Raw genomic sequence first — 16,897 nt, 5'->3', positions numbered from 1 at the left:
TCGCGCCGCAGCCCGAATGCGTCCAACAGGAGGACGGTCCGCAGGAGTCCAGCTGTGGAACCGCTCCGCACCACCCCGGCTCGCAGCTGTTGAGGGGTCGGCGCCGCGCGCCCCGGCACCTCGTCCTGTGCGGGAGGGCGTCGTGCTGATCGCCATCGCATCGCTGTGCATCGCGGCCGCCGTGCTGCTCACGCCGTCCGCGCCGGCCCGCACCCGATTCCCGGCGGTGTTCCCGCCCTGGCCGGGAACGCGCCGTTCACCGCTTCGCTGGGTCTCCCTGACACCGGTGCTCGGAGGCCTCCTCGCCGGGTTCGTCACCGCCGGTCCCGGCGGCGCGATCGCGGGTGCCCTGGTGGCGGCGGTCGTCCGCCGACGGCGAGCACAAGCCCGTCGGACGGCTGCCGCGACCGCCGTCACGGAGCAGCTGGCCGAGTCCCTCGGCCGCATCAGCGACGAACTGCGCGCGGGTGGCCACCCCGCGACCGCGCTGGCCGGTGTCAGCGACGACGGATCCCTAGCTCGCGAGGTACTGACCCCGGCGGCCACCGCAGCGGCGCTCGGCGAAGACGTGGCCGGCGCGATGCGGCGCACCGCGACGGCCCATCCGACGGTGGCCGAGGATCTGCACCGGCTCGCGGCCGCGTGGTCGCTCGCGGAGCGCCACGGCGTACCGCTCGCCGAGCTGCTGGCCGGCGCCCGGTCCGACATGCGCTGGCGGGTCCGGTTCGGTGCCTCGGTGCGCGCGCAGCTGGCGGGGCCGCGTGCTACTGCCGCGGTCCTCACCTGCCTACCCGTGCTGGGGTTGGGGTTGGGGCAACTGCTGGGCGCGAACCCGTTGCAGGTGCTGCGGAGCGGGCTGATCGGGCAGGCGCTCGTGGTCGTCGGCGTCGGCCTCGCCGCAGCGGGCGCGACGTGGAGCGAACGGATCATGAGCAGGGCGGTGCCCCGATGAGTCCCGAAACCGTCCGAGCCTGCGGCGTCGCCCTGCTGGCGGTGGCGGTGCTCGTCGCCGGTTCCCGTCATCCGGCTCAACGGCTCCGGTCACTGCGGTCGCCTGCCCAGGCACCGGCCGACCCGGGTCCGCCGATCCGCCCGGCGTGGATCGCGGTTGCCGGAGTTGCCGGCGCCGGGTTGGGCTGGGCCGTCGCAGGTGCCGGACCCGCGGTCGTCCTCGGCGGCGCAGCAGTGGTGGCCGCCGGCGCCGTCGTCCGCCGTGCCACCCGCGAGGCGCCCGACAGCGAGATCGAGCTCGCGTCGTGCTGGGAGCTGCTGGCGGTGTGCCTGCGCGCCGGTCTGCCCGTCGCCGCCGCGGTGTCCGCTGGCGCCGAGTCGGTGACCGGACCGGCAGGCGCGCGGCTGCGCCGTGTCGCCGGCCTGCTCGCACTGGGCGCCGACCCACCCGACGCGTGGCAGTCCGCCGTCGAGTCCCCGACACTCGCCACCTTCGCCAGAGCAGCGGCCCGGTCGGCCGGCACCGGAGCTGCACTGGCCGATGTCGCCGCTGCCGAAGCGGGCCGCATCCGGTCCGCCGTGGCCGACTCGGCCCAGGCCCGCGCACAACGAGCTGCAGTGATGATCACCGGCCCGCTGGGGCTGTGTTTCCTGCCGGCGTTCCTCGTCCTCGGCATCGGCCCGGTGGTGATCGGTCTCGCCGGCGCCGTCCTCGACCAGTGGTGATCCGTCGACAACCCGTCACAACAGAAGGAGAGATCCGATGACCACGATCCCTGCCCCCATCCTCGAACGTCGACGCCGGCGGCATCCGCTGTCCCACCGGCTGCGCGGCCTGGCCACCGACGACAGCGGGATGAGCACCGTCGAGTACGCCATCGGCACGATCGCGGCAGCGGCATTCGCTGCCATCCTCTACGCTGTCGTGAGTGGCGATTCCATCGTGGGCGCACTGACGACTCTGATCCAACGCGCGCTCACGGCCACGTTCTGATGACCACGCACGAGCCGGCGGCGCGAGCACCGGCCCGGGATCGAGGAGCGGTGACGGTCGAGGCCGCCCTGGCCCTCTGCGCCTTGACGGTGTTCCTCACCATGGCGGTCGGCGCGGTCGCAGCCGCCGGTGCTGCCGTGCGATGCACCGACGCGGCACGCGAACTGGTCCGCCTCGCGGCGCGTGGGGAGGCCGAGCGGGGTCGGGCGGTGGCCGCCGCACTGGCTCCGGCCGGTGCGGCGGTGCAGCTCGACCAGACCGGCGAGCTGCTCACCGGATCGGTCTCCGTACGGCTCGTGCCGCCGTTCCCCATCACGTTGAGCGGACGGTCCGTGGGCGCGATCGAACCGACGGTCGCGCCATGAGGGCGAACGAGCTCGAACCAGACGCAGGTGTCGCCACCGTCTGGGCAGCAGCGGGTGTCGCCGTGGTGATGGCGGCTCTGTTGATCGTGCTGCACCTCGCCGCGGCGGTCCTTGCCAGGCATCGGGCGGAGGCTGCAGCCGACCTCGGCGCGCTGGGGGCCGCGACGCTGGCCGTGCACGGCACGAGCGTCGCTTGTGGCCGCGCTCGCGAGCTCGCGGAGGCCAACGGCACCCGACTCGTCGAGTGCGTGTTGGTCGGGTGGAACGCCGCGGTCGAGGTGGAGGCGGGGATCGCGGTCGCCCTTCCGGGGCTGGCCACGGCGCGGGGACGGGCGTTCGCCGGACCCGATCCCGCTGCCACGGCGCCAGCCGTCCTGGCCCTGTGGTCCGGACGGCGCCGACGCCGCCGCGATCACCTGCGATCTCAGACACTGTTACTGATCAACGGTACTGCTCGCCCGATGAACGGTCGTCCCACCGCTCCGATCTGCGTCGATCGGTCACGGTCCACGCTCGTCGTTGCATTGCCGCCGATCGGCGACCACCTCTGGTGGCACAGCGTGCTCTGTCGCCTACTGGATACCTGGCAAGCGTTCAGCAAGCGCGCACACAACTCGAGACTTCGCTCCCCCAGCTGCGGTGGAACCGGGGCGTCATCGACGCTCACCCCCGATCCGGTTCCGTCGCGATCAGGACGCCGCCGGCCGGCCCCACCCCCGAGAAGGCCGGCCGGCGGCGCCCTACCTCTCGAGTGTGGAGCCGACGGCCCGCAGCACGGCGTCCAGCACGAGCACCGCACCCTCCTTGTCCAGTGGTGCGTTGCCGTTTCCGCACTTGGGCGACTGCACGCACGATGGGCAGCCGGTCCGGCACGTGCAGTCGGTGATCGCCTGGCGGGTCGCCGCCAACCACGAGGCGAGCACGGCGTGCCCGCGCTCCGCGAAGCCGGCGCCACCCGGGTGCCCGTCATGCACGAACACCGTCGGCCGCCCGGTGAACGGATGCGCGGCGGTCGAGAGTCCGCCGACGTCCCAGCGGTCGCAGAGCGCGAACAAGGGCAGCAGTCCGATCGCGGCGTGCTCCGCGGCATGCAGCGCGCCGGGCACCCGCGCCTGCGCGAGACCGACGGCCCGCAGGGCGGCGGGATCGAGGTCGTACCAGACGGCCCGGGTCGTCAGGGTCTGTTCGGGCAGGTCGAGGGGCACCGTCGCGAGCACCGTGCCGTCGGTTCCTCGGCGCTGGTAGGCGACCACCCGCCCGGTCACGTCGACCTCTCCGAACGAGACCCGAACCGGACCGTGGGTCCGGCACTGCAGCACGCTGCGTACGGCGACGTCGGAGACGGACCTGGCGACCGTGCGCCATCCGGGGTCACCGGCACGCACCAACGCCACGCCGGAGGCGAGATCGAGCCGATCCACGAGGTAGGTCTCGCCGCGGTGCAGGTGCACCGCGCCGGTGTGCACAGTGGCCGCTGCCGAGGATCCGTCGACCGTGCCGAGCACCCGCCCGGTCGACTTCTCGACGAGCGCAACCTGCCCGGTGCCGGAGCCGCGGAGGTCCACGTATCCGGCCGGCCGATCCTGGGTGCTCGGCCAGTACCACCCCGCGGAGCGGCGACGCAGCACCCCGTCGGCCACGAGCTCGTCGAGCACGGCAGCTGCCGTCTCGCCGAAGACCGGCTGCACCTCGTCTTCGGTGACGGGGAGCTCGGCCGCCGCGCAGGCCAGGTGCGGCCCGAGCAGGTACGGGTTGCCCGGGTCCAGCACGCAGCCCTCCACCGGGGCTCCGAGCAGCGCGTCGGGATGGTGCACGAGGTAGGTGTCCATCGGATCGTCGGCCGCCACGAGCACCACGAGGGCGTCGTTGCGCGCGTCGCGGCCGGCGCGGCCCGCCTGCTGCCAGAACGAGGCGCGGGTGCCGGGGAAGCCGGCCATCACCACGGCGTCGAGCCCCACGATGTCCACGCCGAGCTCGAGGGCATTGGTGCTGGCCAGTCCGAGCAGGCTGCCGTCGGTGAGCGCGGCCTCGAGCGCCCGGCGGTCCTCGGGGAGGTAGCCGCCGCGGTACGCGTCGACCCGATCGGCGAGCTCCGGGTCCACGTCGCTGACCAGCCGGCGGGCGCCGAGCGCGACGAGCTCGGCACCACGTCGGGAGCGGACGAACGCGATGGTTCGCGCACCGTCCATCACGAGATCGGCGAGCATCCGGGCGGCCTCGGCTCCGGCTCCGCGGCGCGCTGGTGCTCCGTTCTCTCCGGCACCTGCGTCGAGGAGGGGAGGTTCCCACAGCGCGACGGTGCGACCGGCCTGCGGAGAGGCGTCCCGCGACACCGCGGTCACCTCTCGTCCGACGAGCCGCGAGGCGAACTCGGCCGGCTCGGCCACGGTCGCAGACGCGAGCACCAGCGTCGGCCGGGCGCCGTAGCGCGCGCAGATCCGCAGCAGCCGCCGCAGCACGAGCGCGACGTGCGTACCGAACACCCCGCGATAGGTGTGGCACTCGTCGACCACGACGTAGCGCAGCCTGCGGAACCAGTGCGCCCATCGGCCGTGCCGCGGCAGCAGGCTCCGGTGCAGCATGTCGGGGTTGCTCAGCAACCAGCGGCCGTGCCGGCACGCCCAGTCGCGCGCGTCCGGCGAAGCATCACCGTCGAGCGCGGCCGGGCGAATGTCCGCCAGGCCCAGCTCGTCGAGCACGCGCAGCTGGTCGGCGGCCAGCGCCTTGGTCGGCGCCAGGTACAGGGCCGTGGCCCGCGGGTCCTCCATGAGCGCGGTGAGCACGGGCAGCTGGTAGGCCAGCGACTTGCCCGACGCCGTACCGGTCGCCACCACCACGTCGGTGCCGGCGTGGGCGAGCTCGGCCGCCTCCACCTGATGGACCCAGGGCGCGGCCACTCCCCGGGATGCCAACGCGGCACGCACGACCTCGGGGGTCCAGGCCGGCCAGTCCGTGGTGACCGCCGGACGCGGCGCGAGGTGCACCACGTGCCGCAACGGGCCGTCCGCCTCGTGGAGGGCACCTCCGGCCACCCGCCGTAGAAGGTGGGTTGCTCGGCCGGGAGTCACGTCTCCTGCAACAGTCACCCCGCTCACCACACTCCCGTCCCAGCATCCGCACGTCGCCCCGCTGCATCGGAGGGTGACACAGACGGCCGACAAGTCGGCCCGCCGTGGCGGTCGGGGCGGGCGCTCCCGCGCCGGTTCATGATCGATTCACCGCTCGAATCGGCACAGCAGCGCAGCTCGGGAGGCATGCGGCCCAGTTCGTGACGAGATCGTTATGAGCGGTCGGCGGGGTACCTCCCCGAACCTGTTGCGTGGGTCACACTCCTAGACTGCACTCGCCCGACCGCGGTCTACCTGCGGCAACGGGCTGTCCGACGCCGGGGTCGAGTCACCGTGCCCTGGCTGTCCAGTGATCCACTGAACCAGGAGGACGGATGTCCTTGTCCACCACTCTCGCCGAAGGCGCAGCGACGCAGCTGACGCTCGGCGGGGGCGATCGCATCGTCGTCGGTGTGGTTGCGGTGGTCGCCGTTGTCGCACTGGTCGTCGGCTTCGTCCTGCGCAGGGAGGTCCTCGCCGCCGGCGAGGGCACCTCGAAGATGCAGGACATCGGCCGCGCGGTCCAGGAAGGCGCCTCGGCGTACCTCAACCGCCAGTTCCGCACCCTCGCGATATTCGTCGTGATCGTCTTCTTGCTGTTGTTCGCTCTCCCGGCAGACGACATCGGGGAACGGATCGGACGGTCGATCTTCTTCCTGGTCGGTGCCGCGTTCTCCGCCACCATCGGCTACCTCGGGATGCGCCTGGCGACCTTCGCCAACATCCGCGTTGCCGCTGCGTCCCGCGAGGACGGGGGCCGCGAGAAGGCCACCCGGATCGCGTTCCGCACCGGCGGCGTGGTGGGCATGTTCACCGTCGGCCTCGGGCTGCTCGGCGCCACCGTCGTGGTGCTGGTCTACGCCGGTCAGGCGCCGAAGGTCCTGGAGGGCTTCGGGTTCGGAGCCGCGCTGCTCGCGATGTTCATGCGAGTCGGTGGCGGCATCTTCACCAAGGCCGCCGACGTGGGTGCCGACCTGGTCGGCAAGGTCGAGCAGGGCATCCCGGAGGACGACCCGCGCAACGCCGCGACGATCGCCGACAACGTCGGCGACAACGTGGGCGACTGCGCCGGCATGGCCGCCGACCTGTTCGAGTCCTACGCGGTGACCCTGGTCGCCGCGCTGATCCTCGGGTCCGCCGCGTTCGGCCAGCAGGGCCTGCTGTTCCCGCTGATCGTGCCGGCCATCGGCGTGCTCACCGCGATCGTCGGCGTGTACATCACGCGGACCCGCGAGGGCGAGAGCAGCCTCACCACGATCAACCGCAGCTTCTACATCTCCGCGGTGATCTCCGGCGTGCTGTGCATCGTGGCGGCGTTCACCTACCTGCCCAGCTCGTTCAACGGTCTGGGCGGTCCGACCGACCGCACGGTCGTCGCCGACATGGCGGGCTCCAACCCGCAGATCATCGCGTCCGTCGCGGTGCTCATCGGCATCGTGCTGGCCGGGATCATCCTGTGGCTGACCGGGTACTTCACCGGCACCGAGGACAAGCCGGTCAAGACCGTCGGTGAGTCGTCGCTGACCGGCCCGGCCACCGTGATCCTCGCCGGCATCTCGATCGGTTTCGAGTCTGCCGTGTACACCGCGATCGTGATCAGCGCTGCGGTGTTCGGCGCGTTCGCGCTCGCGACCGGTTCCATCACGGTGGCGCTGTTCGCGGTCGCGCTGGCCGGTACCGGCCTGCTCACCACCGTCGGCGTGATCGTCGCGATGGACACCTTCGGTCCGGTCTCGGACAACGCGCAGGGCATCGCCGAGATGTCGGGCGACGTCGAGGGCGCCGGGGTCGACATCCTCACCGAGCTGGACGCGGTGGGCAACACGACCAAGGCCATCACCAAGGGCATCGCGATCGCCACGGCCGTGCTCGCGGCGACCGCGCTGTTCGGCTCCTACCGCGACGCCATCACGTCGGCGCTCAGCACCGCGAAGACCGCGGCTGCCGACGCCGGCACGGCGTTCGCCTACGAGGTGTTCGCCCCCAACACGCTGGTCGGCGTGATCATCGGGGCGTCCGTGGTGTTCATGTTCTCGGGCCTGGCGATCAACGCCGTCACGCGGGCTGCCGGCGCCATCGTGTTCGAGGTGCGCCGCCAGTTCCGCGACAACCCGGGGATCATGGAGGGCACGGTGCGGCCGGAGTACGGCCGTGTCGTGGACATCTGCACCCGCGACTCGCTGCGCGAGCTGGCCACCCCCGGCCTGCTGGCGATCTTCGCCCCGATCGCGGTCGGCTTCGGTCTCGGTGTCGGCCCGCTGGCCGGCTACCTGGCCGGTGCGATCGCGTGCGGCACCCTGATGGCGATCTTCCTCGCCAACTCGGGCGGCGCGTGGGACAACGCGAAGAAGCTGGTCGAGGACGGCCACCACGGCGGCAAGAACTCCGAGGCGCACGCCGCCACCGTCATCGGTGACACGGTCGGCGACCCGTTCAAGGACACCGCCGGTCCGGCCATCAACCCGCTGATCAAGGTCATGAACCTCGTGTCGGTGCTCATCGCTCCGGCGATCGTGTACTTCTCGGTCGGCGAGAGCGCGTCGGCGCCGCTGCGCATCGTGATCGCGCTGGTGGCGGTGGTCATCATCGTGGGCGCGGTCGTGGTCTCGAAGCGCCGGTCCACCACGATCTCCGACACCCCGTCGGAGTCCAAGGTGGCCTGAGCGCCAGCTCACATCCGGGCGAGGCCGTCCACCCCTGTACTGGGGTGGGCGGCCTCGCCCGTTTCGGCGCGGGGGAGACTGTCACGCCGCGTCCGCCACTACCGATAGCCCCACCGACCGAGAGCCACACCAGGGAGCAGGTCCCATGCACCGCACCTATCGTTCCGTCCTCACCGCGATCGCTGCCGGCTGCGTGCTGCTGGCAGCAGGATGCGGCGGCTCCGCCCCGGCCCCGGCCGGCAACGGCACCGGAGCGGCACCGGCGGCCGGCAACGAGGCGGGGGTGGCGTGGATCGACAAGGTCTGCGGCTCGATGCTCGAGCTGAGCAACACCGTGCGCAGCCCCCAGGTCGACACCTCGAGCCCGCAGGCGACCTTCAAGAGCTACAGCGCGTTCATCGGCTCCTACATCAGCGGCATCGACAAGGCGGTGCAGACGACCGAGAGCGCGGGTCCGTCGCCGATCGCCGGTGGCGACGCGATGGTGAAGGGCATCCTCGATCCGCTGAAGGACTACCGGGGCAAGCTGGAGCAGACGAAGGGCGCCGTGGACAAGGCGAACACCAACGACCCGGCTTCGATCACGGCCGCCACCACTGCCCTGCAGGTGCTGAAGTCGCCGCCGGCGTTCAACGTGCCGTCCACGCCCGAGGTCTCGAGCGCCACGAGCGCGGCCAAGAACTGCCAGCAGCTGCAGCAGCTCAGCAAGCAGGCCCCGCCGCCCAGCGGTAAGCCGGCCGGCAGCTGACTCCCACGCCGGCCGGTGCATCGAACCGGCGCGTCGACTCCCGTCGATCGAACGGGTGTTCTACTGTACGGCCTGTGTCGCAGCTGTCGCTGTTCTCCGCGGAGGCCCGACCGGCCGGCTTGGCCGATCTCGCCGGGGTGCTGTGCGGACCGGGTCAGATCGTGCGCTTCGGTTCGGGCGATCAGGCCCGGTTGTCGGTGCTGCTCACCGACGCGTCCCGAGCGGGCGCGGTCACGGCCGCGATCGCCGGGTTCGGGGTGGCGGCACAGGCGGTCGTGACCGAGAACGGGGCGACGGCGGTGCGCACGGCCTTCCGCTGTGATCTGGTCGATCTGGCGAAGCAGTGGACGCGCGGCGCGGTGAAGGACGTCCCGGCGGGATGGGAACTCGACGGCGCGGCGTTACGGATGTGGGCGTTGACGTCGGGATGGCCCGACGAGCGCGGCGGTTACCTGCTGGCACTGGATCCGCACGCTCCGCAGACGCACCTCCCGCTGATCGGCGCGTTGACGCGCGCAGGTCTGCCACCAGCACGCATGTCCCGGATCGGCGCCCTTCGGATCAGCGGCACGCGGCGGATGCAGCGGCTCGTGGAGCTGGTCGGGCCACCGCCCGTACGGCTGCCGGCGGCGGTCTGGCCGCGCTGCTGGGGTCGCGCAACTGCTTGACAGATCTGGTTACGCTCTCGCCGCATGGCAGCGATTGCCTGCCGAGCGTGACGATGGCGACACGCTCGGGGCAGGTGCGTTCGTGAGGTCCGGCGGAGAGCCGGGAGGCGCGCACCGCATACTCGGGGGACAACCGGCGACCCGATCGCCGGCGCGAAGGACAACGGAGTAGGACCACGTGTCAATCGGAACGACGAGCTCGACGCCCGCGACCGGCCCGAGCAAGAGCGCGGCAGGAGGACGCAGGCGCACCCCGCCGACCGGCTCGGCCACGAGTGGCCCGACCCGCCGGTTGGTGATCGTCGAGTCCGGCACGAAGGCCAAGAAGATCCAGCAGTACCTGGGCAAGGACTACGTCGTCGAGGCGTCGGTCGGGCACATCCGGGACCTGCCGCGCGGGGCCGCCGACGTGCCGGCGAAGTACAAGGGCGAGTCGTGGGCCCGGCTCGGCGTGGACGTCGACAACCAGTTCACGCCGCTCTACATCGTGCAGCCGGAGAAGAAGAGCAAGGTCTCCGAGCTCAAGACCGCGATGAAGGACGTCGACGAGGTCCTGCTCGCCACCGACCCCGACCGCGAGGGCGAGGCGATCGCCTGGCACCTGCTGGAGACGTTGAAGCCCAAGGTGCCGGTGCGCCGGATGGTCTTCCACGAGATCTCCGAGCCCGCGATCCAGGCCGCCGTCGCCAATCTGCGTGATCTCGATCACGATCTGGTCGACGCCCAGGAGACGCGCCGGATCCTCGACCGCCTCTACGGCTACGAGGTCTCCCCCGTGCTGTGGAAGAAGGTCATGCCGAAGCTGTCGGCGGGCCGTGTGCAGTCGGTGGCCACCCGGATCATCGTGCAGCGCGAGCGCGAGCGCATGGCGTTCGTCTCGGCGAGCTACTGGGACATCGCGGCGCAGATGGACGCCGGCGAGGACGCCTCACCACGCCAGTTCCCGGCCCGTCTGGTGGCGATCGACGGCACCCGCGTGGCCACGGGCCGCGACTTCGGCGCCGACGGCCAGCTGAAGGCGAGCCGCACCAACCCTGCCCAGGCGCTGGACGAGGCGTCGGCGCGCCGGCTGGCGGAGGCGTTGCAGGACCGGCCGATGGCCGTCGAGTCGGTCGAGTCGAAGCCGTACACGCGCCGGCCGTACCCGCCGTTCATGACCTCGACGCTGCAGCAGGAGGCGGGCCGCAAGCTGCGGTTCTCGACCGACCGCACGATGCGCAGCGCGCAGCGGCTGTACGAGAACGGCTACATCACCTATCTCCGCACCGACTCCACCACGCTGTCGCCCACGGCGATCCAGGCGGCCCGCACGCAGGCCAGGGAGCTCTACGGCGACGCGTACGTGCCGGCCCAGCCCCGCCAGTACACGCGCAAGGTGAAGAACGCGCAGGAGGCCCACGAGGCCATCCGGCCGGCCGGCGACACCTTTCGTACCCCCGGCGAGATCGCGCGTGAGGTCGACGGCGACGACTTCCGCCTCTACGAGCTGATCTGGCAGCGCACGGTGGCCTCGCAGATGGCCGACGCGCGCGGCACCACGGTCAGCGTGCGGATCGCGGGCACCGCGGCCACCGGCGAGGAGGTGACGTTCGCCGCGTCGGGACGCACGATCACGTTCCCCGGCTTCCTCAAGGCGTACGTCGAGACCCTCGACGAGGGCGACGGCGGCCAGGCCGACGACGCCGAGTCGCGGCTGCCTGAGCTCACCGAGGGCCAGGCGCTCACGGCGGCCGAGCTGAACCCGGAGGGCCACACCACCAGCCCGCCCTCGCGCTACACCGAGCCGAGCCTGGTCAAGGCGATGGAGGAGCTCGGCATCGGCCGCCCGTCCACGTACGCCTCGATCGTGAAGACGATCCAGGACCGCGGCTACGTCTGGAAGAAGGGGCAGGCGCTCGTCCCGTCGTGGGTGGCCTTCGCCGTCGTCGGTCTGCTGGAGCACCACTTCGGCCGGCTCGTCGACTACGACTTCACCGCGGCGATGGAGGACGAGCTCGACCTCATCGCGTCCGGCGAGGACGACCGTGTCCGCTGGCTCTCGGGCTTCTACTTCGGCGGCCAGCAGGGCACCGAGGGCTCGGTGGCGCGGGCGGGCGGGCTGAAGAAGCTCGTCGGGGTCAACCTCGAGGAGATCGACGCCCGGGAGATCAACTCCGTCCCCGTGTTCGACGACGTCGTGGTGCGCGTCGGTCGCTACGGGCCGTACCTGGAGCGCGTGCGCGACGGCGAGTCGCAGCGGGCGAACCTGCCCGACGACCTGCCGCCTGACGAGCTGACCCCCGAAGTCGCCGAGCAGCTCTTCTCGGTTCCGCAGGAGGGCCGCTCGCTGGGCACCGACCCGGTCACCGGGCACGAGATCGTGGCGAAGGAGGGCCGGTTCGGCCCGTACGTCACCGAGATCCTCCCGGAGCCGCCGGAGCCCGAGGGCGGGGCGAAGAAGAAGGTCGCGAAGCCGAAGCCGCGCAGCGGGTCTCTGTTCAAGGGCATGACCACCGACACGGTCACCCTGGAAGAGGCGCTGAAGCTGATGTCGCTGCCGCGGCTGGTCGGCACCGACCCGGAGAGCGGCGAGGAGATCACCGCGCAGAACGGCCGCTACGGGCCGTACCTCAAGAAGGGCACCGACTCGCGGTCGTTGACCAGCGAGGAGCAGCTGTTCACGGTCACCCTCGACGAGGCGTTGGAGATCTACAAGCAGCCGAAGCAGCGCGGCCGCCGCACTGCGGCGGCCACCCCGCCGCTGCGCGAGCTGGGCGTCGACTCGGTCACGAAGAAGCCGATGGTGATCAAGGACGGGCGGTTCGGGCCGTACGTCACCGACGGCGAGACCAACGCGTCGCTGCGCAAGGGCGACTCCGTCGAGCAGATCACGGACGAGCGCGCGTCGGAGCTGCTGGCCGAGCGTCGGGCGAAGGCGCCGGTCAAGAAGGCCCCGGCCAAGCGGGCGCCCGCGAAGAAGGCGCCCGCCCGCAAGAAGGCGCCCGCGAAGTAACGGCTCAGCCGAGCAGCTGGGCCTTGACGGCGGCGGCCACCCGGCCGCCGTCGGCGCGCTTGGCGACGGCCGCGGTGGCCTTCTTCATGACCTGTCCCATCTGCCGCGGGCCGGGCTGCTCGCCCAGCTCGGCCGCGGTGTCGGCGACGGCCTGGCGAGCGATCTCCACCAGCTCCTCGTCGGTGAGCTGGGCCGGCAGGTAGCGCGCCAGCACCTCGCCCTCGGCGCGCTCCTTCTCGGCCAGCTCGGTGCGGCCGGCTCCGTCGAACGCCTCCGCGGCCTCGGCGCGCTTCTTCGCCTCCTTGGCGATCACGCCGAGCACCTCGTCGTCGGAGAGCTCCCGGGCGGCGTCGCCGGCCACCTCGGCATTGCCGACGGCGGTCAGCGTCATCCGCAGGGTGCCTTTCACCAGCTCGTCGCGTGCCTTCATGGCGGCGGTGAGGTCGGCGCGCAGCTGCTCCTTGAGCGTGGTCACGGGCGTGGACGTTATCGGACGGGGCGGCCGTCGTACGCTGGGATTCATGAACGGCTGGGTGAAAGCGGCGCTCGGAGCGACCGCGACGGGCGTCGCGACGCTGGCGTACTCGGCGGGCGTCGAGCTGCGTCACTGGACGTTGCGCGAGGCCACGCTGCCCGTGCTCGCGCCGGGCACCCGGCAGCTGCGCGTCCTGCACGTGTCCGACCTGCACATGACCCCGCGGCAGCGCAGCAAGCAGCGGTGGGTGTCCGAGCTCGCCGCGCTGCAGCCCGATCTCGTCGTCAACACCGGCGACAACATGGCCCACCTGCAGGCGGTGCCCGCGGTCGTGCAGGCGCTCGGCCCGCTGCTGGACGTGCCCGGACTGTTCGTGTTCGGCAGCAACGACTACTTCGGCCCGAAGCCGAAGAACCCGGCCCGCTACCTGGGCCGCAACGAGAAGCGGCTGCACGGTGAGCCGCTGCCGTGGCACGACCTGCGCGCCGCGTTCGTGGAACGTGGCTGGCACGACGCCACGCACGAGCGGCTCATGCTCGACATCGACGGTGTCCGCATCGCCGTCGCCGGCGTCGACGACCCGCACCTGGGCCTGGACCGCTATGGCCGTGTCTCCGGCAAGCCGAGCGCCGACCTGCGACTGGGTCTCGTCCACTCGCCGGAGCCGCGGGTCCTCGACCAGTTCGCCGCCGATGGCTACGACCTGGTCATGGCCGGTCACACTCACGGCGGCCAGCTCCGCGTCCCCGGCTACGGCGCGCTGGTCACCAACTGCGGGCTGGACCGCTCCCGGGCCCGCGGCGCGTCCCGATGGGGCGCGCACACCTGGCTGCACGTGTCGGCAGGTCTGGGCACCTCCCCGTACACCCCGGTGCGCTTCGCCTGCCCGCCGGAGGCCACCCTGCTGACGCTCGTTCCTCGCCCGGTCGAGCCCGTCCGCCGAGGGGTAACCCCAGCGCGGACCGCTGCGGACGTCGGCTAGACTTCATCACGGCCCGCCGGGATGTGGGGCCGATCGGGGTGTGGCGCAGCTTGGTAGCGCGCTTCGTTCGGGACGAAGAGGTCGCAGGTTCAAATCCTGTCACCCCGACCACGCAAAGGCCCTGGCCAGAGCCTCCAGTAGGAGTGCCGACCAGGGCCTTCGTGCATCCGGCGCCGGCTTCAGCTGGGAGTGCCGAAGAGGTTCGCCACCTCGTCTCCCCACTGCGGGTACATCTCGACCTTGCGGTTGTGCATCGCGTAGACCTTCTGGCCCAGGTCGGGAGCCAGGTCGTCCGAGAGCCGCACGGCGGAGAGCGTGGCCAACCGTCCGAGGATGTACTCGTCGCCGGCCAGGTGCACGGGGTCGTGCATGTAGCGCTCCAGCGCGTCCAGGTCGGGGATACCCACCAGGTAGGCGTGGGTGAAGCCCTCTGCCGGGTCGCCGAGGTCCTGGCCGACCGTCGCGAACGCCACCGGTTCGGTCGATGCCGTGCGGCGCATCGCGGCCAGCACCTCCGCCCGTTCCTCGTCGGGCACCTCGGGCTTGAAGCTGAACCGCAGCACGTTGACGATCATGACCGCTCCTCTCACCGAATTGCACTGATCAGTGCACTTTAACGCACCGACGAGTGCGATAGATATCGTTGTGCCGTGGTCAGGACCGAGCACGCCACCGGGCGCATCGACAAGCGGCGCGCGATCCTGGCCGCGGCCTTCACCACCTTCGCCCGGGACGGCTACCGCGCAGCCGGGATGGACGCGATCGCGGCCGAGGCCGGCGTCGCGAAGCACACGATCTACAACCACTTCGGGGACAAGGAGAGCCTCTTCCGTCAGGCGATCGCCGCGTTGGCCGACGACGCGCTGACCCGGAACCTCGCCGCGGTCGAACTGCTGCGCGAGCAGGGTGATCTGGTGGCGATGCTGACGGAGACCGGCCTGCGGCTGGCCGACTGCTACTGCGACGAACGCTCGTGGGCGCTTCGGCGACTGCTGCACGCCGAGGTGACGACGATGCCGGATCTGCTCGACATCGTGAAGGACCGGGCGGCCGACCACGTGACCGACGCGCTGGCCTCGCGGCTGGCGCGGCTGGCGCTGGCCGGCCGGCTGGCGCTCGACGTCTCGCCGGCCGTCGCCGCCGAGCAGTTCGCCGCCATGCTCACCGGTCCGCTCGAGACCCGATCCCACCTGGGCACGACGCGCCTCGCGGCCGGCGAACGACGGGAGGTCGCCCGGAACGCGGCGCACACCTTCCTCCGCGCCTACGGCACGGAGGCGCCGACTACGGGCGAGTGAGGACCAGCGGCCCGTCCTCCGTGACGGCCACGGTGTGCTCGGAGTGCGCAGTGCGGGAGCCGTCGGCCGAGCGGATGGTCCAGCCGTCGGCGTCGAAGACGATCCGGTCGGTGGTGCGGGCGAACCACGGTTCGACCGCGAGCGTCAGGCCTGGTCGGAGTGTCAGCCCTCGGCCGGCCCGGCCGATGTTGGGCACGTGCGGGTCCTCGTGCATGGTGCGGCCGATGCCGTGCCCGCCGAACTCGTTGTTGACCGGGTACCCGTAGTCACGCGCGACCGCCGAGACGGCTGCCGAGACGTCGCCGAGGCGATTGCCCGGATGTGCCACCGCGATCGCCGCTTCGAGGGCTTCCTCGGTGGCGCGGACGATCCGCAGATCCTCTTCGGCCGCCGTGCCGACGACGACCGTGCGTGCCGAGTCGGCCGCCCAGCCGTCGATGCGGACGGCGAGGTCAGCGCTGAGCACGTCGCCGTCGCGCAGGACGTAGTCGTGCGGCAGGCCGTGCAGGACGGCGTCGTTGACCGACAGGCAGAGCACGTTGCGGAACGGGCCGCGCCCGAAGGACGGGGCGTAGTCCCAGTAGCAGGACTCGGCGCCGCGTCGCTCGATCATCCGGCGCGCGTGGTGCTCGAGATCGAGGAGGTTGACGCCGACGTCGGCGAGCCGGCCGACCTCGGAGAGCACCTCGGCGACGAACCGCCCCGTCACGCGCATGCGGTCGATCTCCGCAGGCGTCTTCAGCTCGATCACCAAGACCTCCCCGTACCGGTATTCCTATACCGGACAGTAGCACGGAGCCGGTATAGAAATACCGACCACCAGGCTGTGCGGGACGTTCCCCGCCAGCCCGTCGATGTTGTGGGAGTCGGTCGATCCCGAGGCCGCGCTGCAGGAACGGTTCGGCCTCGACGGCTTCGACGCCGCAGCAGGCTGGCTCGTCAAGTGGTCCCGGGCGCAGGCCCAGTTCGCCCGGCTGGACGCGGTCGCGGGCCTGCTGCCGGCGATCCACGCGCGCGGGGTGCCGGTCGCCTTGCCGCTGGCCTCGGTCGACGGGCACTCTCGGGTGGTCGTCCGGTCCGGGCCGTTGACGGTCTCGGCGACCGTGCAACCGCTCGTGGACGGCGACCTGCTGGACACGGGCGACCTGACCGCGGTCCGGCGCGCCGGCGCGTGCCTGGCCGCGCTGGCGGGTCACCGACCGCCGGCGGCCGGACCGGGACGCAGATCTGCGTCACGGCGTCCGGGAATGGTGGGACCGCGGGACCGCGGGGACGGCATCGGTCCGGCTGCGCGAGCTGATGGCGTCGCTCCCGCCCGTCGACCACGACCTGCAGCCCGTGCACGGCGACTACCGCGCCGCCAACATCATCACGGCAGACTCGCAGGTCATGGCCGTCCTCGACGTCGACGGCGTGGCGCTGGACCACTGCGTCAACGAACTCGCCTTGGCCTTCGTCCACCTTGGCACCCACTTCACGGACTGGCGCCCGGCGCCCATGCCCGTTCGCCACGCCCTCCTGGACGGCTGCGAGTCCGTGCGCCCGCTCACCCCGGTCGAACGCCGATGGCTGGAGGTGCTCACGTTGTGGCACGGCATCCACGCCGTCCCGTCCGGTGCCGATCCGTACGGGTGGGCGAAGGCCGTCTGAGGCC

The 16,897-nt window shown here is 71.8% G+C and carries 14 protein-coding genes, 1 tRNA gene and 2 pseudogenes; 13 read left to right on the top strand and 4 right to left on the bottom strand.

The window, feature by feature from the left end:
• The first annotated feature begins 142 nt into the window (after nucleotides 1–142).
• The 5 genes and pseudogenes from ACQEVB_RS09035 to ACQEVB_RS09015 all read left to right on the top strand — a co-directional run.
• Nucleotides 143–952: a type II secretion system F family protein gene (locus ACQEVB_RS09035; protein ID WP_432967376.1), complete on the top strand. Its 810-nt coding sequence runs from the start codon at nucleotides 143–145 to the stop codon at nucleotides 950–952.
• Complete coding sequence (locus tag ACQEVB_RS09030; RefSeq protein ID WP_432967373.1) at nucleotides 949–1,677, top strand: type II secretion system F family protein; 729 nt, start codon at nucleotides 949–951, stop codon at nucleotides 1,675–1,677. Before ACQEVB_RS09035 ends, ACQEVB_RS09030 begins: the two co-directional genes overlap by 4 nt.
• Nucleotides 1,678–1,714: 37 nt before the next feature.
• Complete coding sequence (locus tag ACQEVB_RS09025; protein ID WP_432967370.1) at nucleotides 1,715–1,945, top strand: DUF4244 domain-containing protein; 231 nt, start codon at nucleotides 1,715–1,717, stop codon at nucleotides 1,943–1,945.
• 50 nt (nucleotides 1,946–1,995) lie between these two features.
• Nucleotides 1,996–2,310, top strand: a complete 315-nt coding sequence (locus ACQEVB_RS09020; protein WP_432967367.1) for a TadE family type IV pilus minor pilin — start codon at nucleotides 1,996–1,998, stop codon at nucleotides 2,308–2,310.
• Nucleotides 2,307–2,645: pseudogene (locus ACQEVB_RS09015) on the top strand (Rv3654c family TadE-like protein); the annotation flags it as partial. The gene ACQEVB_RS09020 and the pseudogene ACQEVB_RS09015, both read left to right, overlap by 4 nt.
• 405 nt (nucleotides 2,646–3,050) lie before the next feature.
• Here ACQEVB_RS09015 and ACQEVB_RS09010 read toward each other — a convergent pair.
• Nucleotides 3,051–5,342, bottom strand: coding sequence for a DEAD/DEAH box helicase (locus ACQEVB_RS09010; RefSeq protein WP_432967364.1), 2,292 nt, complete (start codon nucleotides 5,340–5,342; stop codon nucleotides 3,051–3,053).
• Between the two features lie 410 nt (nucleotides 5,343–5,752).
• Between ACQEVB_RS09010 and ACQEVB_RS09005 the strand changes: the two genes are divergently transcribed.
• The 4 genes from ACQEVB_RS09005 (at nucleotide 5,753) to topA (ending at nucleotide 12,488) form a co-directional block, all read left to right on the top strand.
• The gene (locus ACQEVB_RS09005; RefSeq protein ID WP_432967361.1) at nucleotides 5,753–8,080 is read left to right on the top strand and encodes a sodium-translocating pyrophosphatase; all 2,328 of its coding nucleotides are present in this window, start codon (nucleotides 5,753–5,755) and stop codon (nucleotides 8,078–8,080) included.
• A gap of 145 nt (nucleotides 8,081–8,225) precedes the next feature.
• The gene (locus tag ACQEVB_RS09000; RefSeq protein WP_432967358.1) at nucleotides 8,226–8,828 is read left to right on the top strand and encodes a hypothetical protein; all 603 of its coding nucleotides are present in this window, start codon (nucleotides 8,226–8,228) and stop codon (nucleotides 8,826–8,828) included.
• 74 nt (nucleotides 8,829–8,902) lie between these two features.
• Nucleotides 8,903–9,496 carry a hypothetical protein gene (locus tag ACQEVB_RS08995; RefSeq protein ID WP_432967355.1) on the top strand — a complete coding sequence of 198 codons (594 nt, stop codon included), beginning with the start codon at nucleotides 8,903–8,905 and terminating at the stop codon, nucleotides 9,494–9,496.
• Nucleotides 9,497–9,791: 295 nt separating this feature from the next.
• A complete protein-coding gene (gene topA, locus ACQEVB_RS08990) occupies nucleotides 9,792–12,488 on the top strand; it encodes a type I DNA topoisomerase (protein ID WP_432980245.1) in 2,697 nt (898 codons plus the stop codon).
• Nucleotides 12,489–12,492: 4 nt separating this feature from the next.
• Here the strand turns inward: topA and ACQEVB_RS08985 are convergent, their stop codons facing one another.
• A complete protein-coding gene (locus tag ACQEVB_RS08985; protein ID WP_432967352.1) occupies nucleotides 12,493–12,963 on the bottom strand; it encodes a GatB/YqeY domain-containing protein in 471 nt (156 codons plus the stop codon).
• 46 nt (nucleotides 12,964–13,009) lie between these two features.
• Here ACQEVB_RS08985 and ACQEVB_RS08980 point away from each other — a divergent pair, with 46 nt between their 5' ends.
• Together ACQEVB_RS08980 and ACQEVB_RS08975 are read left to right on the top strand one after the other, a co-directional pair.
• The gene (locus ACQEVB_RS08980; RefSeq protein ID WP_432967350.1) at nucleotides 13,010–13,945 is read left to right on the top strand and encodes a metallophosphoesterase; all 936 of its coding nucleotides are present in this window, start codon (nucleotides 13,010–13,012) and stop codon (nucleotides 13,943–13,945) included.
• A 34-nt stretch (nucleotides 13,946–13,979) separates the two neighbouring features.
• Nucleotides 13,980–14,056, top strand: a tRNA-Pro gene (locus ACQEVB_RS08975).
• Nucleotides 14,057–14,124: 68 nt separating this feature from the next.
• Here the strand turns inward: ACQEVB_RS08975 and ACQEVB_RS08970 are convergent.
• Nucleotides 14,125–14,520 carry a Dabb family protein gene (locus ACQEVB_RS08970; RefSeq protein WP_432967347.1) on the bottom strand — a complete coding sequence of 132 codons (396 nt, stop codon included), beginning with the start codon at nucleotides 14,518–14,520 and terminating at the stop codon, nucleotides 14,125–14,127.
• Between the two features lie 75 nt (nucleotides 14,521–14,595).
• On the opposite strand from ACQEVB_RS08970, the gene ACQEVB_RS08965 reads away from it, so the two are divergent.
• A complete protein-coding gene (locus ACQEVB_RS08965; protein ID WP_432967344.1) occupies nucleotides 14,596–15,243 on the top strand; it encodes a TetR/AcrR family transcriptional regulator in 648 nt (215 codons plus the stop codon).
• Here ACQEVB_RS08965 and map read toward each other — a convergent pair.
• Nucleotides 15,230–15,994: a type I methionyl aminopeptidase gene (gene map, locus ACQEVB_RS08960; RefSeq protein WP_432967341.1), complete on the bottom strand. Its 765-nt coding sequence runs from the start codon at nucleotides 15,992–15,994 to the stop codon at nucleotides 15,230–15,232. The genes ACQEVB_RS08965 and map overlap by 14 nt on opposite strands.
• Before the next feature lie 425 nt (nucleotides 15,995–16,419).
• Between map and ACQEVB_RS08955 the strand changes: the two are divergent.
• Nucleotides 16,420–16,893 (top strand): annotated as a pseudogene (locus tag ACQEVB_RS08955) (phosphotransferase); the annotation flags it as partial.
• Between the last annotated feature and the right edge of the window lie 4 nt (nucleotides 16,894–16,897).

This window comes from Pseudonocardia sp. CA-107938 (assembly GCF_050936315.1).
GTDB lineage: Bacteria > Actinomycetota > Actinomycetes > Mycobacteriales > Pseudonocardiaceae > Pseudonocardia.
This window is presented reverse-complemented; position numbering and strand designations above follow the sequence as displayed.

Coding starts and splice junctions, on each gene's coding strand:
- ACQEVB_RS09030 (WP_432967373.1), top strand. CDS start 949: ATGAGTCCCGAAACCGTCCGAGCCTGCGGCGTCGCCCTGCTGGCGGTG.
- ACQEVB_RS09025 (WP_432967370.1), top strand. CDS start 1,715: ATGACCACGATCCCTGCCCCCATCCTCGAACGTCGACGCCGGCGGCAT.
- ACQEVB_RS09005 (WP_432967361.1), top strand. CDS start 5,753: ATGTCCTTGTCCACCACTCTCGCCGAAGGCGCAGCGACGCAGCTGACG.
- ACQEVB_RS09000 (WP_432967358.1), top strand. CDS start 8,226: ATGCACCGCACCTATCGTTCCGTCCTCACCGCGATCGCTGCCGGCTGC.
- ACQEVB_RS08980 (WP_432967350.1), top strand. CDS start 13,010: ATGAACGGCTGGGTGAAAGCGGCGCTCGGAGCGACCGCGACGGGCGTC.
- ACQEVB_RS08970 (WP_432967347.1), bottom strand. CDS start 14,520: ATGATCGTCAACGTGCTGCGGTTCAGCTTCAAGCCCGAGGTGCCCGAC.